This window comes from Corynebacterium durum (assembly GCF_030408675.1).
Classification (GTDB): domain Bacteria; phylum Actinomycetota; class Actinomycetes; order Mycobacteriales; family Mycobacteriaceae; genus Corynebacterium; species Corynebacterium durum.
Genome location: NZ_CP047200.1, coordinates 1,533,589 through 1,559,926, shown reverse-complemented (window position 1 = coordinate 1,559,926; position 26,338 = coordinate 1,533,589). Strand labels below are relative to the sequence as shown.

Sequence of the window (26,338 nt, the reverse complement as noted above, 5' to 3'; positions counted from 1 at the left end):
GTACATGGTATAGCTGGGGTGCGCCGACAAGGTTAAATCTGGCAGACTGTGACGTTATGGACGTGAACCAACTAGTGCTTCTTGGTTTGATACTTGTGGTTTTTCTTGCGCCAATGTTCTTTCAGATGCGTCGTCAACAGCGGCAGCTGAATGACATCAAGACTGTGCAGGAAGGGCTGGCAGTGGGCGATGCTGTTGTCACAAGTTCCGGTGTGCATGGGACAATCACAGCTCTGCGGCCCACCGAGGTTGAGTTGGAGGTGGCACCAGGTGTGGTGCTTACCTGGGAGCGCGCGGTCATTGTGAGGCGTGCGACGCCAACCGAACCGGTGAGTAATTCCAATACACAACCCGGTGATAACGCTGAAAATGATTCAGCGTAACCTAATCATGTTAATGAAGCGTTAAGGCGCATCTTTTTGTTTTGTATATAAGGAGAAAGTCCATTGGCTTCCCAAGGCCGAAGAACCCGTATTGGACAGTCACGGTGGCCTAAACAGGCGCTTGCTTTGTTTGTGCTGCTCTTGGCGATTGTCTACGCGCTCATCTTCTTCCTTCCTGATCGCAGTCCGATCCCAAAGTTGGGTATTGACCTGCAGGGCGGAACCCGCGTCACCCTCGTTCCGCAGGGTGAGCGCCCCACATCCGAGCAGCTTGCTCAGGCTCGGACGATTCTGGAAAACCGCGTCAACGGCATGGGTGTGTCCGGCGCCAGTGTGGTCACTGATGGTGACACGTTGGTGATTACGGTCCCGGGTGATGATACGTCGCAGGCGCGAGCTCTTGGCCAAACATCGCAGTTGCTTTTCCGTCCGGTGTCTAATCTGGCCACCCCGGAATCAGTGGCGGCGTTTAGTCCTGTTTTGACGGAGATGGCGAATCGCTGGGTGGAAAACGGCATTGTCACGCCTGATCAGGCTAATCAGTCCATGGATGCCATAGCCAACCTGATTAACCAGAATGTTCAGGAAGGTGGCGAGCGCCTAGAGGTCACTAAGGTCACAGCAACTGCACCGAAGGAGCCCGCAAATTCCATTGCCGCCGCAGAGCAGCGAAGCAAGGTTACTGAGGTGCTACGGCAAGATCGTCAGTCTGTTGATCCCGCCATTCAGTTATCCGCGTACGCTCTGCTGCAGTGTGAAGCTGGAAGTAAAGACATGGACCCGATTGCGGGTACCGACGACCCCGCTAAGCCCCTTGTTGCCTGTGACCCAAGCCAGGGCCAAAAGTACGTGCTCGCTCCCGCACCTTTGCTTGTGGGGGAGACGGATCAGGAACATGGTAAACGTCTGTCTGGTAACGAGATTGATACCAGCCGCCCCATCACGGGTGGTCTGAACCCGCAGAACGGGCAGATGGAAGTCAACTTTGCGTTCAAGTCAAATGATAATGAGCCGGGTGGATCCACCTGGGCAGCTTTGACGCAGGAGAACCTGCAGCGTCAGGTTGCTGTGACGCTTGATTCGCAGGTTATTTCCGCACCGGTGATTCAGTCTGCGACTCCTCCAGGAAGTGGTACTTCCATCACAGGGCGTTTCACTGAGCAGGAGGCCACCGATCTGGCCAATAACCTGCGTTACGGCGCACTACCATTGAGCTTTGCGGGTGAGAACGGCGAGCGCGGCGGGACGTCGGTAACCATCCCCGCAACCTTGGGCTTTGCATCACTACGTGCAGGTTTGATTGCTGGTTTGGTGGGCTTGGCACTGGTCAGCTTGTTTGCGCTGGCTTATTACCGCGTGTTTGGTGTGCTGGCTGTGTTCTCGTTGTTTGCCTCGGGCGCACTGGTCTACGGTTCACTGGTCTTGTTGGGTCGGTGGATTGGTTATTCGTTGGATCTGGCCGGCATTGCGGGCTTGATCATTGGTATTGGTACAACAGCGGACTCCTTTGTGGTGTTCTACGAACGCATTAAGGATGAAGTTCGTGATGGACGAACGTTCCGATCGTCGGTTCCGCGGGCGTGGAACCGTGCAAAGCACACCATTTTGTCAGGTAACTTCGTCTCCCTGATTGCGGCTGTTGTGCTCTACGTGCTGGCTGTGGGTGATGTGAAGGGCTTTGCCTTCACATTGGGCTTGACCACTATCTTTGACCTTGTGATCACCTTCCTGGTGACTGCTCCGATGGTGATTCTGGCGTCCCGTGTGCCATGGTTCTCCAAGCCCGCCGTCAATGGTTTGGGCAAGGTTATGCAGGTCGCCAAGAACCGTCGCGCAGCTGGTGAGGTGTTGCCTGCCGATCAAGCCGCTGAGCAGAGCGATTCGGATGACGAAAAGAAAGAGGATAACTAACCATGACTAACGCTGGAACTCTTTCACGCCTTTACACAGGTGAAGGTGGACTTGACTTCGTTGGCCGTCGCCGGTTGTGGTACAGCATCACTGGTGTGCTGCTTCTGGTGTGTCTGCTGGCTATTATTTTCCGGGGTTTTACCCTAGGGATTGATTTCCAGGGCGGTACCAAGATGAACATGCCTGCCGGTGACACGGAAACATCGCAGGTGGAAGAAGTGTTTACACAGGCAACTGGTGTGACCCCGCAGTTAGTGCAGGTGGTTGGCTCTGGTGACTCCCGCATTCTGGAAATTAACTCAGAGCGTCTGACAGATGACCAGATCAACAAAGCTCGCTCTGCGCTGTTTGAGCGGTTCCAACCGAAGGACGCGACGGGCGTGGCTAACCCGGATGCGGTGGGTGATTCCACAGTATCCGAGTCTTGGGGCTCGACCATTACTTACCGCATGCTTATCGCGTTGGGTGTGTTCTTCATTCTGATCTTCCTCTACATTGCCTTCCGTTTCGAACGCGATATGGCCATTGCTGCTCTTGCGGCTCTGGGTGTCGACGCCGTGGTCATAGGCGGTACCTACGCTCTGATCGGGTTTGAGGTCAGTCCAGCAACCATTATTGGTTTGCTCACGGTGTTGGCGTTCTCTCTGTACGACACGGTGGTGGTGTTTGACAAAGTCAAGGAAAACACGGCCGGGTTATTGGATTCCCGCAGGCGCACCTACGCCGAGCAGGCCAACCTAGCCGTGAACCAGACTGTGATGCGTTCTATCTCCACGACGGTGATCTCCGCACTGCCCATTGCGGCGCTAATGGTGATCGCCGTGTGGCTGATGGGTGTGGGAACGCTGAAGGACTTGTCGCTAGTGCAGTTGATTGGCGTTATTGAAGGTACATTCTCATCGGTGTTCTTGGCCACGCCAATCGTTGTGAGCTTGAAAAACCGCCAGCAGAAGTACCGTGCCCACAACAAGGCCGTGGCCCGTGTCCGTGCTCGCCAGGAGGCTGAGGGCGACGTTGATGCGCAGGACGTCGATGATGATGTTGATGCTGCGGCAAGCTCGGCCCACGCTACTGAAACGGTGGCGGCACCCCGGCAGAATACGTCCTTTGGTGCCAGCTGGCGTCCGGACCGGGATCGTTAGCCTGATCGCACTTTAGTCGTATCCAAAATACCGTCTTCCAGCGCAGGTGGAGGGCGGTATTTTGTTACCCCGATGGGCGTTATGGCGGTTGGGGTTTTATACTTATCTAGTTCAAGCCCAGATACCGTCAGGAGTTGTTTGAATGTCTGCTTCCATTCTCACCAACAAGGTGCGGCACAGGCCCTGGTCTGGTGGTAGGAAAGCTGCTGCGATGGTGGGTGCGATTGTGGCATGTGCGACATCGCTGGTGACCTGCTCCTCAGGAAACGACCGCGACATTGATCATTTCGGCTACGGTTTGAGTACGCCCCTGTTCACCACAAACGCGGGCACCAATGTAGGCGCATCAACGCAGGCGGATCTGCTTGCTGGACGCTTATATCCACCGGTGTTTGTGGTGGGACCGTCGGGACAGTTGATTCCCAACCGCGATCTGGCTACTGCAAAAACCATTCCGGGGGAGCCTCAGCGGGTTGAATACGCAATCTCTGAAAATGCAAAATACTCCGACGGTGCGCCGGTGACCTGCAATGATTTCCTTCTGGCATTCCGTGCTGGAAGCATGCCAGAACTTTTTAACTCCCGCATCCCACTGATGGAGCAGGTAGAAAACCTGGAATGCACACCCGGATCAAAGCAATTCACCGTGGTGTTTAAACGTGATATGGGTGCACGCTGGCGGTACCTGTTCGGCCCGGGGACGGTGCTGCCATCGCATGTCATCGCATCCAAAACTGGGAAAAACGAGCAACAACTGGTTGACGAACTGCATGAAGGGGATGTTGACACTCTTCGGCCCATCGCCCAAGTGTGGAGTGATGGTTTCAACCTGGGATCGTTTGATGCACAACTGCAGGTATCTGCGGGTCCGTTCAAGATTGCGGATGTGGGGGAGGACGGCCATGTCACCCTCACTCCCAATGAGCAGTATGTGGGGGATCAACCCGCTTTATCTAAGGTGACGCTCTGGCCGAAGGGAACGGACCTGTCCGCTAAGGCTGCCGACAAAAGCATTGAGGTAGCGGACCTTGTCGGTGAAGCAGATGTTCCATGGGTAGACCGCAACAATTCCAAAAACCCCTTCAACATCAGTAACGCAGTGGGGGATTTGAATGAGCAGTTGGTGCTGGCCAAAGCGGGTGTATTGGCATCGCCAGAGGCCCGACAGGCGTTCGCCGCATGTATTGACATAGCGGCGGTGGCTGAGGAGTCTGCACGCGCCTCTGGTGTGGACGTGAAACCAATGGGTACGCGTTTGACCACCGCTGATGACCCAATTAATCAACAAACAGAGCACATTGGCGCTGCGCATCTTGGGGTGGATATTCCGCGTGCAGAGATGTTACGTGGGCAGACGATTCGTGTGGGCTACATCGCCCCGAATTCGCGCAAAGCGGCGATGGTGGAGAAAATGCGCGCCAGCTGCCAGCCTGCCGGTGTGAATGTTGTTGATGCCTCCGGTGATGCCGGGACTATTCAGGATTTGGCGGTGGATCGGAAGCAGGACAATGGCACCACTCAGCTTGACCCGCGCAAGCTGGATGCGGTGCTGGTGGCCATGGATCCGAATAGCCAGTTCGGTGATGTCAATGCAACATCAGGTGACGTAGAAGCCTTGCGGCAGGGGGAGGAGCGCCTGTGGGTTGACGTGCCGACGATTCCATTGGCAGCTCAGCCCCACACTTTTGTGGTTGATCGCACAATAACTAACGTTGTAGTAAACACCTCGTTGTCAGGCATCGGGTGGAACATGGATCGGTGGCAAGAAAGTAGAAAGAAATGACGTACACTACTGTACGGGAAGCGCTCGCGGACCTGATTCGACTCGTGCCAGATTTCCCAGCTGAGGGTGTGATATTTGAAGATCTCACTCCTGTGTTAGCCAACAAAGACGGTCTGCGCATGGTGATCGACGCGCTTGCCGCCGCAGCCGAACGCTACGACGCTGACCTGATTGGTGGGTTAGATGCGCGAGGATTCCTGCTCGGCTCGGCCGTCGCCTACAAACTGGGGTTGGGCATTGTGGCTATCCGTAAGAAGGGTAAACTGCCGCCACCGGTATTCACCGAGGAATATGCGCTGGAATATGGCGTGGCGGCATTGGAGATACCTGCAGAAGGCATCCCGCTTGCTGGTCAGAAGGTAGTGCTTATCGACGACGTGTTGGCCACCGGAGGCACGCTCGTTGCGGCCCGATCCCTCCTAGAACGACGTGGGGCAACGGTGGTGGGGCACGCGGTGGTGTTGGAAGTTGCTGGCCTTGGTGGACGCGACAAACTAGGAGATACACCGTTGACGGTGGTTAATGCAGACGGTGAGGAAGGTGGGAACAACAAGGGGGCGGATTCGTGAGCGCAGACAACAAGCCGGTCAAACAGCAGGTCAGCATGCGGAGCATGTCTGCTCGTCTTGCCCGAAGCCTTACCGGCAACAGGGTCAAAGTAGACCCGGTGCTCGATCCCTTGGTGAGCATCCATCGGGAAATCCACCCAAAAGCCGATGTGGCGCTGTTGCAACGCGCCTATAACAAGGCTGAACGACTGCACGAAGGGGTATACCGAAAATCAGGTGACCCCTACATCTCACACCCACTAGCTGTGGCCACCATCGCTGCCGAGATTGGCATGGACACCACCACGCTGGTTGCGGCACTTTTGCATGACACGGTGGAAGACACCGACTATTCCATCGACGATCTGGAACACGACTTCGGTGCGGAAGTCGCCCGCCTTGTCGACGGCGTGACCAAACTCGACAAAGTAGCGCTTGGGGCGGCTGCGGAAGCCGAAACAATCAGGAAGATGATTGTAGCGATGAGCCAAGACCCCAGGGTCCTGGTGATCAAGGTGGCTGATCGCCTCCACAACATGCGGACCATGCGTTTTTTGCCGCCGCAGAAACAGGCAAAGAAGGCACGTCAAACCCTTGAAGTCATTGCGCCGCTTGCGCATCGCCTAGGCATGGCATCAGTGAAATGGGAACTGGAAGACCTGTCTTTTGCCATCCTGTACCCCAAAAAATATGAGGAGATCGTGCGGCTTGTTGCCGACCGTGCCCCTTCACGTGACCGTTACTTGACGGAAATCATCGACCAAGTGTCGGCCTCCATGAAGGAAAACAACATTCCCGCAGAGGTCATGGGTAGGCCGAAACACTACTGGTCCATCTACCAAAAGATGATTGTCCGTGGCCGCGACTTCGACGAGATTTTCGATCTGGTGGGTATCCGCATTCTTGTGGATACCCCCAACAACTGTTACTCCGCCATTGGCGCCGTTCATGCTCTCTATTCGGCCATGCCAGGGCGGTTTAAAGACTACATTTCCGCCCCACGGTTTGGCGTATACCAGTCCTTGCATACCACGGTCATGGGTCCGGGGGGCAAACCCCTCGAAGTGCAGGTACGCACTCATGACATGCACTTCAATGCGGAATTCGGCATCGCGGCGCACTGGCGGTACAAGGAAACCAAGGGCAGCCATAAAGGTTCACAGGCGGAAGTCGACCAGATGGCGTGGATGCGCCAACTACTGGATTGGCAGAAAGAAGCCGCAGACCCCAACGAATTCCTAGACAACCTGCGCTACGACCTCACCACCAGCCAGATCTTCGTGTTTACCCCCAAAGGCGACGTGATGAGCCTGCCTGTTGATGCGACCCCCGTGGACTTGGCATATGCAGTACACACAGAGGTGGGACATCGCTGCATTGGCGCCAAGGTGAACGGCAAGCTCGTCGCCCTAGAATCCACACTCAAGTCGGGCGACCGCGTAGAGGTATTCACCTCAAAAGACCCAGATGCTGGTCCCAGCCAGGACTGGCAAAAGTTTGTGGTCTCGCCGCGGGCGAAAGCGAAGATCAGGCAGTGGTTTGCCAAGGAACGCCGCGAGGAATCCTTGGAGTTGGGCCGCGACGCTTTGGCTGCAGAAGTGCAACGAGGCGGGCTTCCCATGCATCGCCTGTTTACAGTGCAGTCTATGAAAACCGTGGCTACGGAACTGCATTACAGCGACGTGGATGCACTGTACACCGCCATAGGTCAGGGGCGCGTTTCCGCCGGGCATGTGGCTAACCGCCTCATGGCCATTTTTGGCAACGAGGACGATGCCGAAGACGCACTGGCAGCACGCACCCCATTCAGTGAGCTGGTGGGTAAGAAAGCGCACGCCAAGAGTGACGGTACGGGTATCTTGGTTGAAGGCAGCCCTGATGTGATGGCGAAACTGGCCAAATGCTGCCGACCGGTGCCAGGTGATGAGATTTTCGGGTTTGTCACCCGCGGCGGTGGAGTATCCGTTCACCGTGCGGATTGCACGAACGCCGAGAAGCTGCGGGAGGAATCCCAGCGCATTGTTGACGTGCAGTGGGCGTCTGAGGGCTCCGGTGCGGTGTTCGCGGCAACACTGCAACTGGAGGCACTGGATCGCAGTGGTTTGTTGTTTGAGCTGACTCGAGTGATCAATGAACAGCGCGTCGCGGTGGTGTCTATGAATTCCCATTCCTCTGAAGACCATGTGGCCGTCTGCAAGTTCACCTTCGAGGTGTCAGACACCAAACAGCTTGGCGCGCTGATGACGCAGCTACGCAACATTGAGGGAGTGTTTGACGTGTACCGCCTCACCTCTGGGGGGTAGGTGACGTAAGGTGCGTGGAGTGGTGGTGCCCGGGCGTCGTCACGCACAAACAGCAAAAACCGGCTGCATCCATCAAGGACAGCAGCCGGTGGGCGTCAACGCCTATAAAATTTAGCGGTTGCGGTTCAAACGATCAAGGTTGTTGCCGATGGTGTACAGGGCACCGAGCAGAGAACCGACAGTGGTCAGGACCGTCAGGATGTCCTTGAGGTTATCGATGGTGTCCTTACGGCTGTCCTTCTTTTTCTTCTCCAAAGCTTCTTTCTTGGACTGGTAATCCTTGTCATTCGGATCCAGGTCCTTGATCTCCTTGTCGATCTCACGGGAGCTGGACAGGCCGGAGGTCTCAGAGGAACCGGAGAAAAGCTCGGAGGATCCAACTACTGCATTGGAAGAGCCTTGAGCTTTGCTGGAAGAGGGGGCAGCGCTCTGGCTGGTGCTAGCAGGAGGATTAGCAGGTTTTTTGTCAGCCATTGCCGGAGCAGTCATAGTCCCGGCGGTGACTGCTGCTGCGGTGATAGCAGCGATAGCGGCTTTACGGGAGATCAGCTTCATGGAGTGCCGTTCCTTTTCAGAGAGAGTAAGGAAAATTTGTAATTCCGTTTATAGCGTAACGGCAAAATCAGAAAATGCAACCTGGTTGAGGGGTCAAAAAATCAGGTTCCACCACAAAAATACAGCAAAAACGTTTCTGAACAGCGATGTTGCATAAACCTGCTTCATAGACTCTATCTTAAAATTTTTTAATATTGCCGACAGAACCCCCATCTGTGTGCGGGGTTTTCGCCACGGATGAGGGTTCTGAAGTGGGGGAGTCTGTGAGGAGTTTAAGAGACGGTAGCGCTCTCGATCTTGACTTCCTCGGCGGGGGCGCCATCGCCCGCGCCGTCTTTGATGCCTTTGCCCGCGATGCTGTCCAAGGTGGCCAGCCCGGCTTCGTTGATCTGCCCAAAGTAGGTGTATTGAGGAGCCAGCGGGGAGTCGCCGTAGTTCAGGAAGAACTGCGAACCGTTAGTGTCTGGGCCGGAGTTAGCCATAGCGATGGTACCGCGCTTGTAGTTGACGGGCTGGGTCGCGTTGCCACCGGCCTCGTCAGTGGGGTACTCGTTAGGGAACTTGAACCCAGGTCCGCCGGAGCCGGAACCGCTGGGGTCACCACACTGCAGCACGTGAATGCCTTCGCTGGTCATGCGGTGGCAGATCGTGTCGTTGTAGAAATTGTTGGCTGCCAGGTGCTGAACCGCATTGACCGTGCAGGGAGATACCGCACGATCTAGAGTCATGCCAATGGGACCCGCATTGGTATTGAGCGTGACGGTGACTGTGCCGGTGGCGGGAATGTTCTCGGCAGGTGGCACGGACACCTCCCGCGCTGCTTGACCTTCGGGAGTGTAGGTGCAATTGACGGTCTCGGGCAGCGGGTTGGTTCGCGCCGTCGCTAAGGGCTGAGTGTTGGCAGCCGGGTCCGGGGTGGCGCTGGTGCTGTTCTGTGCCTGCTGGTCGGTGTTTTTGTCGTCCCCGTTTTGGTTGGCAGCCCACCAGATGCCACCAACGATGGCGACGATGACGAGGACAGAGGCGGCGGCTACGCCGAGCGGCTTGGACTTTTCGGCGCGGTCACGGACACGTAGCTCACGGTCCAAGTCGCGAAGTGCCTCTTCGCGGCGTTCTTTGTTCCTAGTCGATGTATTCTTAGCCACTGTTTTCTTCCTAGACGGGGACGGAAAGCATGAAAAGCATCAGGATGCTTCTTCTATACGGTGTCCCATCCTAGCGGTTGCGGGATTTAAGGAACTAACCGATTAGGCTTTGTTGGTATGGAGATACATGGTTTTGCTGCCGGCCCGTTCAAGACAAACTGCTACGTGTGGGTCGGTGACGGACCGGAAGGGGAGCGGCATTGCGTGGTCATCGATCCAGGTATGCACGCTCATGACAAACTTGTGCAGCTCGTGGCCGATCAGGGGCTGACCGTGGACAAGATTGTGCTGACACATGGGCATGTGGACCATACTCGCGACGCAGCGCAGCTGGCCAAACGATGGGGCATTGATATCTATATTCATGCCCTGGATGCACCCATGCTGGAGGATCCGTCGATTGCTGTGTCGTCTCAAACATCGCTGCTTTTCGACGTCGTGAACATGACGCCCTACCCGAACTCACTGCCACTAGAAGAAGGACAGGTCCTTGACTTCGCGGGGCATGAGTTTCGGGTGGTGCACGCGCCGGGGCATTCACCAGGATCGGTGCTGCTGGTGGGGGACGATGTGGTGTTCAGCGGTGATGTGCTATTCCAAGGTTCTATTGGTCGGACGGATCTCCCGCATTCCAGTCCAGAGGATATGGAGGCCACACTCAAGGGGCCAGTCTTGTCTTTGGCGGACCATCTGCATGTGCTTCCCGGCCATGGTCCGGCCACAACAATGCGTGCTGAGAGGATGAATAACCCGTTCCTGCGGCAGCTATACTGAGTAGCCGTGAGTAATTCCAAGAAGATTCAACGCTTTTCCGCACCCAAAGGCGTGCCGGACTATGTGCCACCTGCGTCCACCGAGTTTCTGCGTGTACGGAATGGATTCCTGCATCAGGCTCATGTGGCCGGGTACGAATACATTGAGTTGCCAATCTTCGAGGAAACTGCGCTTTTCGCCCGCGGAGTCGGTGAGTCGACCGACGTGGTGAGTAAAGAAATGTACACGTTCCAGGATCGCGGTGAACGGTCCGTGACGCTCCGGCCTGAAGGTACCGCCGGTGTGATGCGCGCAGTGATTGAGCATGGCCTGGATCGTGGTCAGCTTCCCACGAAGCTAATGTACGCAGGCCCATGCTTCCGCTACGAACGACCACAGGCGGGCCGCTACCGTCAGCTGCAACAGATGGGTGTGGAGTCCATCGGCGTGGATGATCCTGCCCTGGATGCCGAGGTAGTAGCACTTGCGGACCGCTGCTACAAGTCAGTGGGCTTGACCGGGTACCGTCTGGAAATTACCAGCCTGGGCGACAGCACCTGCAGACCCGCCTACCGACAGAAGCTTCAGGAGTTTCTGTTTGCCCTGCCGCTGGACGAGGAAACCCGACGCCGCGCGGAAATCAACCCACTGCGTGTGTTGGACGATAAGCGCCCTGAGGTGCAGGACATGACCGCCGACGCGCCGCTGATGCTGGATCACCTTTCACCGGAAACCCGGGAGCACTTCGAGACCGTCACGGGTCTACTTGACGACATGGGCGTGGCTTACGTGATCAACCCCCGCATGGTGCGTGGCTTGGACTATTACACCAAGACTTGCTTCGAGTTTGTGCACGATGGGCTGGGTGCGCAGTCCGGTATCGGCGGCGGTGGACGTTACGACGGCCTGATGGCTCAGCTCGGCGGCCAAGAACTCTCTGGCATCGGCTTCGGGTTGGGCATTGACCGCACACTCTTGGCACTCCAGGCTGAGCAGGCCGAGACTGTCGACACTCGGCGCGTTGATGTGTTTGGAGTGCCCATGGGTTCGGCTGCGAAACGCGCCATGGCCGTTTTGATTAACCAACTGCGCAGCAACGGTGTAAGCAGTGACATGTCCTATGGTGACCGTGGACTCAAAGGTGCCATGAAAGGTGCCGACCGTGCCCACGCGCGTTTTGCACTGATCCTGGGTGACCGCGAATTGGAAAACGGCACTATCGCAGTGAAAGATCTTGCTGCGCAGACACAGACTGATATGGATCTTGCCGCTGTGGTGCCGTATCTTGTGGAAGAGTTGGGCTAGCTGCTCAAACCGCCGTTTATGACGCGGCATTCCAGTTGGCAAGCGGGCCATAATGCAAACCCGAAAGATACAGACTAACCAGTCGGTGCACAATATCTGGATCAATTGCTGAGACCCCAGGGGCCGGGGCACGCGCAACTGTAATGAGGCCGATGATGAAGGTCTCATGGCGAATTCCTTCCACCACAAGTCCGTGCTCTTGGGCCTTCGCCATGATCTGGCTGCCGTGGCCAGATGCCACCGCGCGGATGCGCGTGATTTCTGCCGGAATGTCCTGAAAATCATCCGGTGCCAGCGCGGACACCAGCGGTGCGATTCCCAAGTCCACCAGGGTTTTCACATAACGAAACCACTCGGCCTCGGGGTTGGAATCGAATCGTTCCAACACCGATTGCTGTAGCTCAATCACTTTGTCGAACATGTAGGCCGCGCAGGCGTGAATCAGAGCGGTACGATCAGGAAAATTGCGGTAGAGGGTAGCAATGCCCACGCCAGCTTTGTCTGCGATGGTCTCTAGTGGAACAATGTCAGTGCTGGTGCGGAAGATCTCACACGCGGCCTCAATGATACGAATGCGGCGGGCGAGGGCATCTGAACGCACGAGACTGATCAACTCCTGAACAGGTGGGGCGGGTTTTCACCATCATAACTAATAGTTGCCTCTCCGTTTTGATGAGGCACTACGCAAGGAACTGGATGTGGATAAACGCACTCTCCACGATGTCCTCGGACACGCCGATGAGCTTATTGCGCTGCGGGAACACGTACACTCCCTCCTGAGCACACTAGATGCGCACGCTGTCGTGGAGGGCGTGGATGTGCAGGGCGTCGATAAGCGGTTTTTTCCAGCGTCACGGGTGCGGTGGCCGCAGCACATTAATGCTCACGCTGAACTAAGTAGTCGGCCCGGCGCGTATGACACGTTGCGGTGGTTTATGGATGACACAGCTGCCGTTCCACAACTGCGGGCCAGCGCCGCCGATGCCACCGCCAGTTTTTTGCGGCGTTTGTTCGGTGGGGTAGATGTGAACCGTGCGATAGCGGATGCCAATGCTCTTGCGCAGCGAGTCAGTGACCCCGTGCGGTATGCGGATGTTCGCATGCTTCTTGGTATTGCCTCCACAGCCGATGCGCAGCCCACCGACCCGCTGTCTGGGCCTGGGCCACGGGCCATTGGTCAGGCCTTGAACATGCCAGGTGCGCAGGTGGAATCCTACGACGGATATGCGATCTTCCAGGTGCAATCGCAGGTTCGTGCGTTGCTCGATGACCCTAACTCTGAACCTAACCTACGCCGTACAGCCGACACTCATGTTCGTGCGTTGAACGAGGGGCGTGCCCACGAGCTCATGGCGCAGATGCCCGTAGATTCATTGAAAACGGTGACAAAAGATCGCCTGCGATTTGGCAACCTACACAGCATTGGTGTGACCACCGTTGCGGACGTGCTACGTGCCTCCGCAGCCGCGCTAACCGCAGCAAATGGGGTAGGGGAACAAACGGCAATACGCATGAAAGCCGCAGCGCAGACCTTGCTGAATGAGGCTATGAGCACCTCCACACCACTGATCGGCGACGCACCGACACCCCCGGCCGTGGCGTTGGTGCGAATATTAGCGCGTTACGAACAATGCGCCGACGTTCTGGGTGAGGTGGAACGTGATCGGCGCGACCGCTTAGTGGAGCTGTGTACGCAGCTTCCGCCTTCCTTTGCCACCGAACCATGGCTTGTGGCGTACACCGACCCTACCGCCTATGCGCAAGCACACGACGACATGGCCTGGATGATCGCTAACCCCAGCCTGTTCCAGCCGCGCTATCCGGTGGATCCTGGCGACGATGTGTGGCAGGACTATTTGCAGCGTCCCGCCCACTACCAGAGCTTATTGGGGTCACTGCTGCGAATTGAGGCCGAGGGGATAGATGAGCGTCAGGATGCCGCGACTCTCCAGCGCATCCGTTCGTTGGAGCTGGACACAACCCACGTCAAAAATCTTTTCCTCCGCGGCTATCAGTCCTATGGCGCGCGCTTCGCCGTGGTGCAGCAAAAAACCATCTTGGGCGATGAGATGGGGTTGGGCAAAACCATTCAAGCCATCGCCTTTGCCGCGCACCTGTACGCCAACGGTTTGCGACGCATTGTCGTGGTGTGCCCGGCATCGGTAATGGTCAACTGGAAACGCGAACTGAACGCCTTCTGCACTATGGAAGTTTTCGTCGCACACGGCCCTAGTAAAGAGTTCTACCGTAACTCCTGGGCATCAGCTGATTCAGGTGGAGTACTGCTATGCACGTTCGATGGTGCACGAGTGCTGGACCTTTCCGACTCTGACGTGGTCATTGTGGACGAAGCACATGCAGTGAAAAACCCGCGATCCAAACGCGCCCAAGCAGTAGCGTCAGTGATCGCACAATGCAAGTATGCGTTGCTGCTCACCGGTACCCCAATGGAAAATCGCGTGTCCGAGTTCGCCACCTTGGTGGGGTACGTCCAGCCAGAACTGATCACACGCGGAATGGAATCCATGAGCGCCGAACATTTCCGACGCCGCGTCGCCCCAGCCTATTTGCGCAGGAATCAAGAAGATGTCCTTGACGAACTCCCGGCGCGCATCAACAACGACGACTGGATCACCCTCACTCCCGCCGACCAGCGCATGTATACCGCGGCCGTGGAACAAGGCTCCTTCATGGACATTCGCCGTGCTGCCTTTCTCGCGCCGGGTGAGCCAGCCAAAATCACCCGCATCAAGGAAATACTTGACGATGCCCGCGACAACAACCATCGCGCCATCATCTTCTCCTACTTTCGCACAGTACTTGATGCTATCGCCGGTGCACTCGACCCTGAGTTGGTCGCAGGGGTCATTACGGGGGCGACTCCTCCAAACAAGCGGCAAGACTACGTTGATGCCCTGGGTAAGGCACCGGCTGGCAGTACGCTACTCGCCCAGATAACTGCTGGTGGGGTGGGGCTGAACATTCAAAGCGCCAGCGTGGTGATTATTGCCGAACCGCAGCTGAAACCCACGATTGAAGACCAAGCGATCGCCCGGGCGCACCGCATGGGACAAACCACCGCAGTCAACGTTCACCGCTTGATCGGCGATGATACGGTGGACGAACGCCTCTTGGAACTTCTCGCTGGAAAACGGCAGTTGTTTGAGCACTACGCTCGTCCTTCTGAATCTGCGGGTGTTGCCGATGCTGTGGATGTGAGCGAACAGCAACTCGCGGCAGCGGTAATCAAGGCTGAGCGCCAACGATTGGGCATTGATAATGAATGAACGTGATGGGAATGGAGATGTAGCCACGCTCGTCGCCAACCTGCGCGGCATGTCTTTCCAATACAAACTCCATGTGGGTGAGCTGCCTGACGAATCTGAGATGGTACTGCTTTCCGACCTCGCTGATGCCGGTAAAGCACGAGAAGTTGCTCAGGTTTTCCATGCACATTACGGGACTCCACGGCTGCGCTTTGCCGGGTCTTTAAGCTTTCAACGCTGTGCCCACCGCCTTGTTGGCATTGTGGTTGGCACATGGCTGCTCACGGGTAACGTTCCAGTACTTGCGCCAGATGAGACAGCGCTACGGATAACTCATGGCGGTGCGACCGAGCTGCACGTGGCCTCGTGGCACACGGTTCATGGCAGCGCCGCTAAGTGTATGCATCACGTATCCACGCTTATGGAACCGCTGGTGGATGCCTTCCGTGCCGGAACTGGGGTGGGGCGTGCCAACCTTCATGGCAATGTAGCCGCAACGGTTGGTGGGGTTGTGCGGAATGCGCGGCGTCGTCACGAGCATTGTGGCCTTCATGGGGCAGTGGGAGAAGACCTGTTAGAGCACGCAATTGGTGACGGGCGACCGCTCAGCACCTATGGATGGTTTGAGGAGGCGCAGTTTTTCCGGGCATCGTGCTGCCATTGGCACACCACGGGCAACGACAATTGCGATTGGTGCACACACCGAAGCGTGGAGGAGCGAAGAGCAAGGTTCGCTCAGAACGGTTAAAGAAGGGCACTACCCCTGGTAAGCGCCACGTTCCAACGTGTCGCAGGCGCTCATAGTGCCCGCACGGTATCCCGCCAGGAAGGCTTGCTGGCGCTGATCAGACGAGCCGTGGGTCCAGGTATCGGGGCGGACACCGCCGCCGGAACGCTGCTGGATGTTGTCGTCGCCGACCGCGCGGGCAGTATCCACGGCATCCTGCACCTGCTGGTCGGTAATCGGCTCCAGGTCAGCATCAGGGCCTTTTTGTGCGTGGTGCGCCCAGATGCCGGCATAACAGTCGGCCTGCAACTCAATTTTCACGGCGTTGGAATCCTCACCCGGGTCGTTGTAGTTGCTCAGGCCCAGCGTGCTTTCCAATTGCTGAATGTGGTGGCCGAATTCGTGCGCGACAATATATTCCTGGGCCAATGGGGCATTCGCACCACCCAGTGAGGTGAGCTGCTCAAAAAACGATACGTCAAAATACGCGGTTTTGTCGCTGGGACAGTAGAAGGGGCCAGTGCTGGAGGACGCGCGCCCGCACCCCGTGTTCGTGGAGTTGGTGAACATCGTAAGCCCGGGTTTTGTGTAGGCAATCCCCGCTTGTTGGGGCAGAATGGATGACCACACGCGGTCCAAAGACTGTCCGGTCAACTCCACGCGGCAATCAACGTACTTGTTGGCATCTTCACCCGTTTCGCAGGGATGTTGCGAACCTTGAGGGAGTGCGGGCTGGCTTTGTTGCTGCTCATTACCAATGATCTGGCCGATGTCGGAGGGGTTTCCGCCCAGCAGGAGGAAAAGCCCGACCAACACAAGAGTGCCTATGCCGCCGCCCACGGCGATGGTCCCGCCGCCACCGCCCCCGGTGCGTTGGGCACGGTCGGAGGTTTTGCGTAGATCACCACGAAACGTCATAGTGCTGATCTTGCCATACTTACCAAAGGGGGCAAATGCTTACACTCTGCAGTAAGGCAGGTAGAATCGCCCGGCAGAGACTTTTTACAATTCCGATGGGAAGGAACCAATTCACGTGCTGCGCACACATCTCGCGGGTGATCTGCGTAAAGAAACAGCAGGTCAGACAGTCACCTTAACTGGCTGGGTTTCTCGCCGACGCGACCACGGCGGCGTTATTTTTATCGACCTGCGCGACCGTTCCGGTATCGCCCAGGTTGTGTTCCGCAACAGCGATGTCGCTGAACGTGCGCACCATCTCCGCAGCGAATTCTGTGTTCGTGTCACCGGCGTGGTGGAACAACGCCCCGAAGGTTCCGAAAACCCCAACCTTGCCTCCGGCGATGTAGAGCTCAACGTCACCGAATTGGACATCCTCAACGAATCTGCCGCCCTACCATTCCAGGTAGACGATGCCGCGTCTAGCTCCGGTGAAGTCGGTGAGGAAACGCGTTTGAAGTACCGCTACTTGGATCTTCGTCGCCCCACCCAGGGGGAGGCTTTGCGCCTGCGGTCTGCCGCCAACCGTGCCGCCCGAGCCGTGTTGGATTCCCATGACTTTGTGGAAATTGAAACCCCCACTCTCACCCGCTCCACCCCGGAGGGCGCCCGCGACTTCCTGGTTCCGGCGCGCCTGAAGCCTGGTACGTTCTATGCGCTACCGCAATCTCCGCAGCTGTTTAAGCAGTTGCTCATGGTTGCAGGCATGGAACGCTACTACCAGATTGCGCGCTGCTACCGTGATGAGGATTTCCGCGCCGACCGCCAGCCGGAATTCACCCAGCTGGACGTGGAAATGAGTTTTGTGGACCAGGACGATGTGATCGCCCTGGCTGAGGAAATTTTGGTGGCGTTGTGGAAGCTCATTGGATACGAGATTTCCACCCCTATCCCACGCATGACCTACGCCGATGCCATGCGCCTCTATGGTTCCGACAAACCCGACCTGCGTTTTGACATCCAGATTGTGGAATGCACAGACTTTTTTGCCAACACGTCCTTCCGCGTGTTCCAGAACGACTATGTGGGGGCCGTGGTCATGGACGGTGGTGCCTCCCAGCCGCGTCGTCAGCTTGATGGCTGGCAGGACTGGGCTAAGCAACGCGGCGCAAAAGGTCTGGCCTACATCCTTGTCGGTGAAGACGGTGAACTGTCCGGCCCGGTGGCTAAGAACATTACTGAGGAAGAACGCGCTGGCATTGCCGCTCACGTGGGTGCGAAACCTGGTGATTGCATTTTCTTCGCCGCAGGTGACGCGAAATCGTCCCGCGCATTGTTGGGCGCTGCCCGCGATGAGATCGCGCAGCGCCTTGGCCTGATCAAAGAAGGGGAGTGGGCATTCACCTGGATTGTCGATGCACCCCTGTTTGAACCTGCCGCCGACGCAAAGGCATCCGGTGATGTAGCACTGGGGCATTCTGCCTGGACCGCAGTGCACCACGCCTTCACCTCACCGAAACCGGAAAGCCTGGATACTTTTGACACCAACCCCGGTGCCGCTCTGGCCTATGCGTATGACATCGTGTGCAACGGCAACGAAATCGGCGGCGGTTCCATTCGTATTCACCGTCGTGACGTGCAGGAACGCGTATTTGCCGTCATGGGTATCACGGATGAGGAAGCCCAAGAGAAGTTCGGATTCCTCCTTGATGCCTTCGCCTTCGGTGCCCCGCCACACGGCGGTATCGCCTTCGGCTGGGACCGCATTGTCTCCTTGTTGGGTGGCTTTGAGTCCATCCGCGACGTGATTGCCTTCCCCAAGTCAGGCGGTGGTGTTGATCCGTTGACGGATGCCCCCGCTCCGATCACTGCGGCACAGCGCAAAGAGGCGGGGATAGACGCGAAACCAAAGCCAAAGGCCGAGAAAAGCTGAACACAACACGGACACCATAAAGGTGGTGAAAGGCATGGCGGCCCACAGGAGTGCACGGACTTCGGGGCCGCCACTCACTGTGCCTGGTCGCTGAACAGTCACTCACCCCCGCAGTCCTGCGTGTATCGCTGCTGCGACATACACCACAGGCTTTTCATGCATATTTTTGATACAAAATAACGCTGCTGTCGTATTGTCACTACAGTGGCTGGTAGTGGTGCGTTCACCTGAGCTGGTATGTACTGCGTTTATTTTTGACAAGGAGACGGGTTGATGATGCGTGGCACCGACGAGATCGTGGCTGTCGCCGAGGAACTGCTATCCAAACGATTCGGCGGAACCCAGTCACTCACGGACATCGAAAAACTCGGCGGATCCGGCACCGCCATTGTGCTCCGCGCCCGCGTCGCCCCCTCACCATTCCTTCAACAACGCTCCGTGGTGCTGAAATACACTCCCGCCACCAATGACAGCATGGACGACGCTGCCCTGATCAGGGAAGTAGTGTCCTATCAATTCACCACATCTTTGCCCAAAGACGTCCGCCCGGGACCCGTCCTTTTGGCCTATGACATTGACAGCAGGCTGCTTGTTATCTCCGACTCTGGGGAAGGCGAGACGTTTGCCGACCTGCTCAACTACTCAGGGCCTGAACAGCGCCTGCAACTCCTGCGTAACCTTGGTCAGTCCATCGGACGCATGCACGCAGGCACGGCCGACCGGGAGCGGCACTTTGACATTCTGCTTACCCGCATGCTCAGCCGATACCCAGACACCGCTGAACTGCACGAAATGCGTGACGCCTCTCTGTTGGTCTCTATTGACAATGGCGTCGAGCTACTGAGCAACGCTGACGTGCAGGTACCGCACGTTGTTCGGGACTTCGCCACTGACGCGCAGCGTCGATTAGCGTCCGGCCAACACCGAGCCTTTACACCCTTCGACCTGTCACCCGACAACATCATCTATGCCGAGCGCACGCAGTTCCTCGACTACGAATGGGCCGGATTCCGGGACTCCACCTTCGATGTCGCTTGTGTTGTCGCCGGATTCCCACAATTCCTGTTCCCGCACACCATTACGGATGTAGAGGCAGACGCCTTCATCGAATCCTGGGTGCGGGAAGTCAGCGGAATCTGGCCCAACGTCAACAACCGTGTTCGCCTTCAAGCGCGCATCGTCACCGCACTCATCGGCTGGGCATTGGCAAGCATCTCCTACCTCTACTTCGGATCCATGAACCAGCTGGTCTCCGAGCTGGGAAACCGTCCAGACTCCGACTCCGATATACCCGACGCAGCCACCGAAGCCCTGGCAACTGCCAACATAGACCCGTTCGACGACGTGCTCTCCAACCCAAGCCTCGGTTCCATCGTCGGTGAAGGAAGCATCGCACGCCAAGACCTCCTGGAAACTTTCGAAGCGCTCACTCGTTACGCTTCACGTGGCGACGATCCCCGCTTCCCCGAAGTGGCGGCATTCGCCAACTCAGTGGTAGAACGCCTACAAGCAATGGAGCAGTAATAAACCAGGGAAAACAAACCAGGAAAAACAAATCAAGGAGGCGGTGCCAGGCCATGAACAACACGTCATCCCAAGACTCGCTGTTCCCCAGCACCCACACTGAACCTCCCCAACCCACCAGCGACTATTTCCACCCCGGTGATCACGCGCCGCTGGCGGCCCGCATGCGGCCCCGCAGCCTTGACGACGTGGTGGGACAAGAACACCTCCTCGGCGAAGGCCGACCACTACGACGGCTCGTGGAAGGCTCCGGCGAAGCATCCGTCATCCTCTACGGGCCACCCGGCACCGGGAAAACCACCATCGCCTCACTTCTAAGCTCCGCCACAGGACATCGCTTCGTGGGACTGTCTGCGCTCAATTCCGGCGTCAAAGAAGTCCGCATCGTTATCGACCAAGCCCGGCGCGACCTCATCCACGGAATCCGCACCGTCCTCTTCATCGACGAAGTTCACCGCTTTTCCAAAACCCAGCAAGACGCACTACTTTCTGCCGTAGAAAATCGCACCGTCCTGCTCGTTGCGGCCACGACAGAAAACCCTTCCTTCTCCATCGTGTCGCCGCTGCTGTCCCGCTCTCTGCTCCTTCAACTCCACTCGCTTGACGACGCCGCGATTCGCACCGTGCTCACCCGCGCCCTCACCGATCCACGTGGCTTAGACAACCGCATCACCATCACTGATGAGGCCCTCGACCAACTCGTTCTCCTTGCAGGCGGGGATGCGCGCCGGGCGCTGACATACCTGGAGGCCGCAGCCGAGGCGGTCGTCGATAGTGGTGAGCTGGATGTTGCCACCATCAGGGATAATGTCAACCGTGCTGTGGTTCGCTACGACCGGGATGGTGACCAGCATTACGACATCACTAGTGCTTTTATTAAGTCCATTCGCGGTTCCGACGTGGATGCGGCCCTGCATTACCTGGCGCGCATGATTGTGGCCGGTGAAGACCCTCGTTTTATCGCTCGTCGTCTTGTCATTCACGCCAGCGAAGACATTGGAATGGCGGACCCTACGGCGTTGCAGACAGCCACTGCGGCCGCGCAGGCTGTGCAGCTTATCGGTATGCCCGAAGCTCGTTTGAATCTGGCGCAAGCCACCATCCACCTTGCGACGGCGCCAAAATCCAACTCCGTATGTAAGGCTATCGACGCTGCGATGGCCGATGTTGCCGCAGGTAAAGGCGGCGCGGTACCTGCGCACCTACGGGACGGGCACTATTCCGGTGCCAAGGAGCTGGGTCACGCGGTGGGCTATAAGTATCCCCATGATGATCCGAGGGGAGTGGTGGAACAGCGCTACATTCCCGAGGATCTTGATGATGCCGTGTATTACGAACCCACCGAGCATGGGTCGGAAAAACGTCAGTTCGAGTTTCTTGGTCGCCTACGCCGTATTATTCGAGGTCACAACTAGAATGCCGAGCGTGGTAAAGTAATCCGCTGTTAGAAAAACGTCAACTCATAGCGAGGAATTCTGCCGTGCAGACACATGAGATCAGAGACCGCTTTATTCAGCACTTTGTCAACGAGGGACACACTGAGGTTCCCAGCGCGTCGCTGATCCTGGATGATCCTAACCTCCTGTTTGTCAATGCTGGCATGGTGCCCTTTAAACCGTATTTTCTGGGTCAGCAAAACCCGCCATTTCCGAATGGTACGGCCACGTCGATTCAGAAATGTGTGCGTACCCTGGACATTGAAGAAGTGGGCATCACTACCCGCCACAACACGTTTTTCCAGATGGCGGGCAATTTCTCCTTTGGGCAGTATTTCAAAGAAGGAGCAATTAAAAACGCCTGGTCGCTGTTGACCTCATCAGTTGAGGATGGTGGCTACGGGTTGGATCCTGAACGTCTATGGGTCACCGTCTACCTTGAAGACGACGAAGCTGCCGACATTTGGGAAAAGAAAATCGGACTGCCCGCTGAGCGAATCCAGCGTTTAGGCATGGCCGATAACTACTGGTCCATGGGCATTCCTGGTCCCTGTGGTCCGTCCTCGGAGATTTACTACGACCGCGGCCCGGAGTACGGAAAGGAAGGTGGCCCCGTCGTCGACGACTCCCGGTACATGGAGATCTGGAACCTCGTGTTCATGGAGAAGGAACGCGGCGAGGGTACTGGTAAAGACAACTTTGAGATCGTCGGTGACCTGCCAAAGAAGAACATTGATACCGGGCTTGGTGTGGAACGCGTGGCCTGCCTTCTCCAAGACGTGGACAACGTTTACGAAACAGACCTGCTGCGCCCAGTAATTGACGCTGCCGAAAAACTCAGCGGCGCGACCTATGGGAAAAAGCACGAGGACGACGTGCGGTTCCGCGTTATCGCTGACCATTCCCGCACCGGAATGATGCTCATTCTTGATGGTGTTACCCCTGGTAACGAGGGGCGTGGCTATATCCTGCGCCGCCTGCTGCGACGTATCATTCGCTCTGCACGCCTGCTTGGCGCGCAGGGAGAGACGATGAGTGTGTTCATGGACACCATCATGGATACGATGACACCGTCTTATCCGGAGATTGCTGATAACCGCGAGCGCATCCTCAAAACTGCTGTGAATGAGGAAAAGGCGTTCCTTCGTACCCTCGAATCCGGTACCAGCCTGTTTGAAGAGGCCGCAGCCTCAGTCAAAGCCAGCGGTTCCACCACGTTGGCTGGCGCGCAAGCGTTCACGCTGCACGACACCTATGGTTTCCCCATTGACCTCACCTTGGAAATGGCTGCTGAGGCTGGGCTTGATGTGGACCAGGAAGGCTTTAACGCGTTGATGGCTGAGCAACGCGCCCGGGCCAAGGCGGACAACAAAGCTAAGAAGCACGGTCATGTGGATTTGTCCATCTACCGTGAGTTTGTTGACGAACACCCCACCACATTCACCGGCTTTGACGAGCTGGAGAGTGATGCCAAGGTTTTGGGGCTTGTGGTGGACGGTGAACTGCGGACTGAAGCCCACGAAGGCGAGTCCGTTGAGGTTATCGTGGACATCACGCCCATGTACGCTGAATCGGGTGGGCAGCTGGGCGACCGCGGTGTAATCACTGCCGGGAATTCGGTGCTGCGTGTGGGCGATGTGCAAAAGATCGGCAAGAAGCTGTGGGTTCACAAGGCCGTAGTGGAGCATGGTGGAGTGTCCGTGGGGGATCAGGTACACGCGAGCGTCGATAAGCAATGGCGACATGCGGCACGGCAAGCGCACTCAGCAACGCACCTGATCCATGCCGCACTACGGCAGGTCCTGGGGCCGACCGCTGTGCAGGCAGGGTCGATGAATAAGCCGGGTTACCTGCGGTTTGACTTCAACTACACCGACCCGTTGACACCAGATCAGCTGCGGGAGATTGAGACTATCACCAATCAGGCAGTGGATTCTGACTGGGACGTGAACACCATTGAAACCACCCTGGACGAGGCAAAAGCCATGGGTGCGATGGCGCTGTTCGGTGAAAACTACGGCGACAACGTGCGTGTTGTGGAGATCGGTGGACCGTTCTCCATGGAACTGTGCGGCGGCACCCACGTGAAACACTCCTCGCAAATTGGGCCTGTGGCGGTACTGGGCGAATCTTCCGTTGGTTCTGGAACGCGCCGCATCGAAGCTTATTCGGGGCTCGATTCCTTCCAGTACCTGTCCCGTGAACGCGCCCTCGCTGCGGGGCTTGCTAGTTCGCTGAAAGCCCCCACTGAGGAGCTTCCCGACCGCATTGCACAGCTGACCGACAAGCTTAAGCAGGCGGAAAAAGAAATCGCCGAACTCAACCGCCGTCAACTTGCGGCGCTCAGCGGGGAATTCTTTGCCGCAGCGTACGATGTCAATGGCTTCAAGGTGATCACGATGACGCTACCCGGCCAGGTTAGCGGCAGTGAACTGCGCACCGTCGGTACAGACCTAAAGAACCGTTTGAGTGATCAGGCCGGTGTGGTGGTGCTGGTGGCCAATGACGGTAACAAGGTACCGTTCCTGGCCGCAGCGACGCCGAAAGCTATTGAGCGTGGCGTGAAAGCTGGGCAGCTTGTGGGCCTTGTTGGCCAGTACTGTGAAGGACGCGGCGGCGGCAAACCCGACATGGCTCAAGGGTCCGGCACCAATATTGACGGTGCTTCTGAGGCTTTTGCTGCTGTGGCAGATGGGCTGAAGAAGCTGTAGTCAATCTGCTCACCATAACCCTGATGCAGGGGCGTGCGGTATATGACATCCGACACGCCCCTTGCGTATTCCCACACCTGGAGTAGATAACGGTTAGGTTAAGGGAGACGGTGTATGCGGCTACAACGACGAACTACGACTACAAGGGGCAGTTTTATTGCTACATTCGGGCTTCGTCAGCGTGATGCCATAATGATGTCGTGACAACAACTGTGGGCGCATAAAATTTGCGTGACACACCAACAGCAAAGGAATCGAAACCACATGCAGCCAACCCCAGACAAGCCAGGCAGGGACGATCCGGGACAGGGGCGAAGGCTGGCACTGGACGTTGGTACTGTGCGTATCGGAGTGGCAGTCTCTGACCGGGGCTGTATCCTGGCAACGCCGGTGGAAACCATATCCAGGGAAACCATGTTCGATGACGACGATAAAGCCGATATTGACCGCATACTGCGCTTGATCAATGAGTACGACGTGGTAGAAGTGGTTATTGGCCTACCTCGCACGCTGAAAGGCAAAGGCTCTTCCAGTGTCAAACACGCCACAGATATTGCTTCTAGGGTTAGCCGCAGGTTAGCTGGTGAAGAAAAATTAATCCCCGTGCGCATGGCAGATGAACGGCTCACCACCGTCACCGCTACGCAGGCATTACGTGCCAGCGGGGTAAAAGCGAAAGCAGGACGCACCATTATCGATCAAGCCGCTGCGGTGGAAATACTGCAAAGTTGGCTTGATGAACGGAATAATTACTTACAAGCATGCGACTCAGCTAACGAAGTAGGTGACTACTGATGCCTTCCAACTCCAATCGACGTCGGTCCCGTACCCGTAGAACACGCCGCATGGAACCTGTGTACGTCAAACGCCGCCAACGCGGACTTGCAGTACTTATTGCTTCACTACTTCTGATTATTTTTACCATCATTTACGTGGCTAGTCAGCGTGTATTCCCCACCGGAAACTCCACCGACTACGAGGGAAATGGCAATGGCGTTGTGCAAATGGTGGAAATCAAAGAAGGCTCCACAGTCTCTGAACTCGGACCGGAATTGGTCAACCGTGGAATCGTGAAATCCAACAGCGCCTTTCAAACCGCTGCAAACAGCAGTACCAAAGCCTCCGCGATTGAGCCCGGGTTCTATCGGCTTCAGGGGGAAATGAGCGCAGCCGCCGCTATCGCGGCACTGGTCAACCCAGCAAATAAGGTTGAGGCCCTCGACATTGTTGGTGGTGCCACGCTCATGGATATCAATGTGGTGGGTGGGCAAACCCGCTACGGCATCTACTCTCAAATCTCCAAAGTCACCTGTTACGAAGGCAGCCGCAACTGTATCAACGCCCAAGACCTGCAAAACATCGCCGCAACCACCGACCCTGCGGAACTGGGGGTGCCCGATTGGGCTCTCGACGCCGTGCGCGCCCACAACGGTGACCCACGACGTCTCGAAGGGCTCATTGTTCCCGGACAGTACATGGTGAACCCGGAGCACGACGCCCGCGCGGTGCTCACCGAACTGATCACAAAATCCGCAACCGCCTACAACAATACGGGCATTGTCGAACGTGCCCAGGGCGTGGGGCTGAGTCCTTACCAGTTGATCACCGCAGCCTCTCTTGTGGAACGCGAAGCACCTGCAGGTGAATTTGACAAGGTGGCGCGCGTGATTCTGAACCGCTTGAAGGCACCCATGAAGCTGGAGTTCGACTCCACCGTCAACTACGGGCTTACCTCCCAGGAAGTGGCCACCACCGACGAGGATCGCAAGCGGGTTACGCCCTGGAACACCTACGCGAAGGAAGGACTGCCTGATACCCCGATTGCATCGCCGTCTATCCAAGCCATTGAGGCCGTGGAAAACCCTGCACAAGGCAACTGGCTGTTCTTTGTGACCATCGACAAAAAGGGTACAACCGTATTCAACGACACCTACGAAGCCCACCTGCGCGACACCCAACAAGCCATCAGCAACGGCGTGCTGGATAGTAACCGCTAATGCTCCAGGGCAAGGAGGG

General features: G+C 57.0%; 20 protein-coding genes. 16 read left to right on the top strand and 4 right to left on the bottom strand.

The features are described 5' to 3' along the window. Positions 1–56 precede the first annotated feature (56 nt). The 6 genes from yajC (at position 57) to CDUR_RS07190 (ending at position 8,070) form a co-directional block, all read left to right on the top strand. Complete coding sequence (gene yajC, locus CDUR_RS07215) at positions 57–383, top strand: preprotein translocase subunit YajC (RefSeq protein ID WP_006063533.1); 327 nt, start codon at positions 57–59, stop codon at positions 381–383. Between the two features lie 63 nt (positions 384–446). Then, the gene (secD, locus tag CDUR_RS07210; RefSeq protein ID WP_081598665.1) at positions 447–2,294 is read left to right on the top strand and encodes a protein translocase subunit SecD; all 1,848 of its coding nucleotides are present in this window, start codon (positions 447–449) and stop codon (positions 2,292–2,294) included. Positions 2,295–2,296: 2 nt separating this feature from the next. After that, the gene (gene secF / locus CDUR_RS07205) at positions 2,297–3,436 is read left to right on the top strand and encodes a protein translocase subunit SecF (protein ID WP_179417687.1); all 1,140 of its coding nucleotides are present in this window, start codon (positions 2,297–2,299) and stop codon (positions 3,434–3,436) included. A 142-nt stretch (positions 3,437–3,578) separates the two neighbouring features. Continuing rightward, a complete protein-coding gene (locus CDUR_RS07200; RefSeq protein WP_179417686.1) occupies positions 3,579–5,219 on the top strand; it encodes an ABC transporter substrate-binding protein in 1,641 nt (546 codons plus the stop codon). Continuing rightward, positions 5,216–5,788: an adenine phosphoribosyltransferase gene (locus tag CDUR_RS07195; RefSeq protein WP_290207028.1), complete on the top strand. Its 573-nt coding sequence runs from the start codon at positions 5,216–5,218 to the stop codon at positions 5,786–5,788. Before CDUR_RS07200 ends, CDUR_RS07195 begins: the two co-directional genes overlap by 4 nt. Positions 5,789–5,823: 35 nt before the next feature. Then, a complete protein-coding gene (locus CDUR_RS07190; protein WP_155862241.1) occupies positions 5,824–8,070 on the top strand; it encodes a RelA/SpoT family protein in 2,247 nt (748 codons plus the stop codon). A 111-nt stretch (positions 8,071–8,181) separates the two neighbouring features. On the opposite strand, the gene CDUR_RS07185 is transcribed toward CDUR_RS07190, so the two are convergent. Both CDUR_RS07185 and CDUR_RS07180 read right to left on the bottom strand, forming a co-directional pair. Next, positions 8,182–8,625, bottom strand: a complete 444-nt coding sequence (locus CDUR_RS07185) for a hypothetical protein (protein WP_179417684.1) — start codon at positions 8,623–8,625, stop codon at positions 8,182–8,184. A gap of 272 nt (positions 8,626–8,897) precedes the next feature. After that, positions 8,898–9,770, bottom strand: coding sequence for a peptidylprolyl isomerase (locus CDUR_RS07180; protein WP_006063526.1), 873 nt, complete (start codon positions 9,768–9,770; stop codon positions 8,898–8,900). A gap of 117 nt (positions 9,771–9,887) precedes the next feature. On the opposite strand from CDUR_RS07180, the gene CDUR_RS07175 reads away from it, so the two are divergent. Both CDUR_RS07175 and hisS read left to right on the top strand, forming a co-directional pair. Then, entirely contained in the window at positions 9,888–10,544 is a 657-nt protein-coding gene (locus CDUR_RS07175; protein ID WP_179417683.1) for an MBL fold metallo-hydrolase, read from the top strand. A gap of 6 nt (positions 10,545–10,550) precedes the next feature. Further along, entirely contained in the window at positions 10,551–11,828 is a 1,278-nt protein-coding gene (gene hisS / locus CDUR_RS07170) for a histidine--tRNA ligase (protein WP_179417682.1), read from the top strand. Between the two features lie 16 nt (positions 11,829–11,844). Here the strand turns inward: hisS and CDUR_RS07165 are convergent, their stop codons facing one another. Beyond that, a complete protein-coding gene (locus CDUR_RS07165; RefSeq protein WP_179417681.1) occupies positions 11,845–12,429 on the bottom strand; it encodes a TetR/AcrR family transcriptional regulator in 585 nt (194 codons plus the stop codon). A 55-nt stretch (positions 12,430–12,484) separates the two neighbouring features. On the opposite strand from CDUR_RS07165, the gene CDUR_RS07160 reads away from it, so the two are divergent. Both CDUR_RS07160 and CDUR_RS07155 read left to right on the top strand, forming a co-directional pair. Then, the gene (locus tag CDUR_RS07160; RefSeq protein WP_179417680.1) at positions 12,485–15,115 is read left to right on the top strand and encodes a DEAD/DEAH box helicase; all 2,631 of its coding nucleotides are present in this window, start codon (positions 12,485–12,487) and stop codon (positions 15,113–15,115) included. After that, positions 15,108–15,842: a hypothetical protein gene (locus tag CDUR_RS07155; RefSeq protein ID WP_179417679.1), complete on the top strand. Its 735-nt coding sequence runs from the start codon at positions 15,108–15,110 to the stop codon at positions 15,840–15,842. Before CDUR_RS07160 ends, CDUR_RS07155 begins: the two co-directional genes overlap by 8 nt. Before the next feature lie 9 nt (positions 15,843–15,851). Here CDUR_RS07155 and ypfJ read toward each other — a convergent pair whose 3' ends face one another. Further along, positions 15,852–16,739, bottom strand: coding sequence for a KPN_02809 family neutral zinc metallopeptidase (gene ypfJ, locus CDUR_RS07150; protein ID WP_179417678.1), 888 nt, complete (start codon positions 16,737–16,739; stop codon positions 15,852–15,854). A gap of 115 nt (positions 16,740–16,854) precedes the next feature. On the opposite strand from ypfJ, the gene aspS reads away from it, so the two are divergent. The 6 genes from aspS (at position 16,855) to mltG (ending at position 26,319) form a co-directional block, all read left to right on the top strand. Continuing rightward, on the top strand, positions 16,855–18,651 hold the full coding sequence (gene aspS / locus CDUR_RS07145) for an aspartate--tRNA ligase (protein ID WP_179417677.1): 1,797 nt from the start codon (positions 16,855–16,857) through the stop codon (positions 18,649–18,651). Between the two features lie 276 nt (positions 18,652–18,927). Further along, on the top strand, positions 18,928–20,175 hold the full coding sequence (locus CDUR_RS07140) for a phosphotransferase (RefSeq protein WP_179419067.1): 1,248 nt from the start codon (positions 18,928–18,930) through the stop codon (positions 20,173–20,175). A 53-nt stretch (positions 20,176–20,228) separates the two neighbouring features. Then, positions 20,229–21,590 carry a replication-associated recombination protein A gene (locus CDUR_RS07135; protein WP_179417676.1) on the top strand — a complete coding sequence of 454 codons (1,362 nt, stop codon included), beginning with the start codon at positions 20,229–20,231 and terminating at the stop codon, positions 21,588–21,590. A gap of 65 nt (positions 21,591–21,655) precedes the next feature. After that, positions 21,656–24,322 (top strand): alanine--tRNA ligase, encoded by a 2,667-nt coding sequence (gene alaS, locus CDUR_RS07130; RefSeq protein ID WP_179417675.1) that lies wholly within the window; start codon positions 21,656–21,658, stop codon positions 24,320–24,322. A 264-nt stretch (positions 24,323–24,586) separates the two neighbouring features. Next, a complete protein-coding gene (gene ruvX, locus CDUR_RS07125; RefSeq protein ID WP_179417674.1) occupies positions 24,587–25,117 on the top strand; it encodes a Holliday junction resolvase RuvX in 531 nt (176 codons plus the stop codon). Between the two features lie 50 nt (positions 25,118–25,167). Continuing rightward, positions 25,168–26,319 (top strand): endolytic transglycosylase MltG, encoded by a 1,152-nt coding sequence (mltG, locus tag CDUR_RS07120; RefSeq protein WP_179419066.1) that lies wholly within the window; start codon positions 25,168–25,170, stop codon positions 26,317–26,319. Positions 26,320–26,338: the final 19 nt, after the last annotated feature.

Bases quoted from the DNA above. Each gene is read 5' to 3' on its own strand.
- yajC (WP_006063533.1), top strand. From the start codon at position 57: ATGGACGTGAACCAACTAGTGCTTCTTGGTTTGATACTTGTGGTTTTT.
- secF (WP_179417687.1), top strand. From the start codon at position 2,297: ATGACTAACGCTGGAACTCTTTCACGCCTTTACACAGGTGAAGGTGGA.
- CDUR_RS07200 (WP_179417686.1), top strand. From the start codon at position 3,579: ATGTCTGCTTCCATTCTCACCAACAAGGTGCGGCACAGGCCCTGGTCT.
- CDUR_RS07195 (WP_290207028.1), top strand. From the start codon at position 5,216: ATGACGTACACTACTGTACGGGAAGCGCTCGCGGACCTGATTCGACTC.
- CDUR_RS07190 (WP_155862241.1), top strand. From the start codon at position 5,824: ATGCGGAGCATGTCTGCTCGTCTTGCCCGAAGCCTTACCGGCAACAGG.
- CDUR_RS07185 (WP_179417684.1), bottom strand. From the start codon at position 8,625: ATGAAGCTGATCTCCCGTAAAGCCGCTATCGCTGCTATCACCGCAGCA.
- CDUR_RS07175 (WP_179417683.1), top strand. From the start codon at position 9,888: ATGGAGATACATGGTTTTGCTGCCGGCCCGTTCAAGACAAACTGCTAC.
- CDUR_RS07155 (WP_179417679.1), top strand. From the start codon at position 15,108: ATGAATGAACGTGATGGGAATGGAGATGTAGCCACGCTCGTCGCCAAC.
- ypfJ (WP_179417678.1), bottom strand. From the start codon at position 16,739: ATGACGTTTCGTGGTGATCTACGCAAAACCTCCGACCGTGCCCAACGC.
- CDUR_RS07140 (WP_179419067.1), top strand. From the start codon at position 18,928: ATGCGTGGCACCGACGAGATCGTGGCTGTCGCCGAGGAACTGCTATCC.
- CDUR_RS07135 (WP_179417676.1), top strand. From the start codon at position 20,229: ATGAACAACACGTCATCCCAAGACTCGCTGTTCCCCAGCACCCACACT.
- ruvX (WP_179417674.1), top strand. From the start codon at position 24,587: ATGCAGCCAACCCCAGACAAGCCAGGCAGGGACGATCCGGGACAGGGG.
- mltG (WP_179419066.1), top strand. From the start codon at position 25,168: ATGGAACCTGTGTACGTCAAACGCCGCCAACGCGGACTTGCAGTACTT.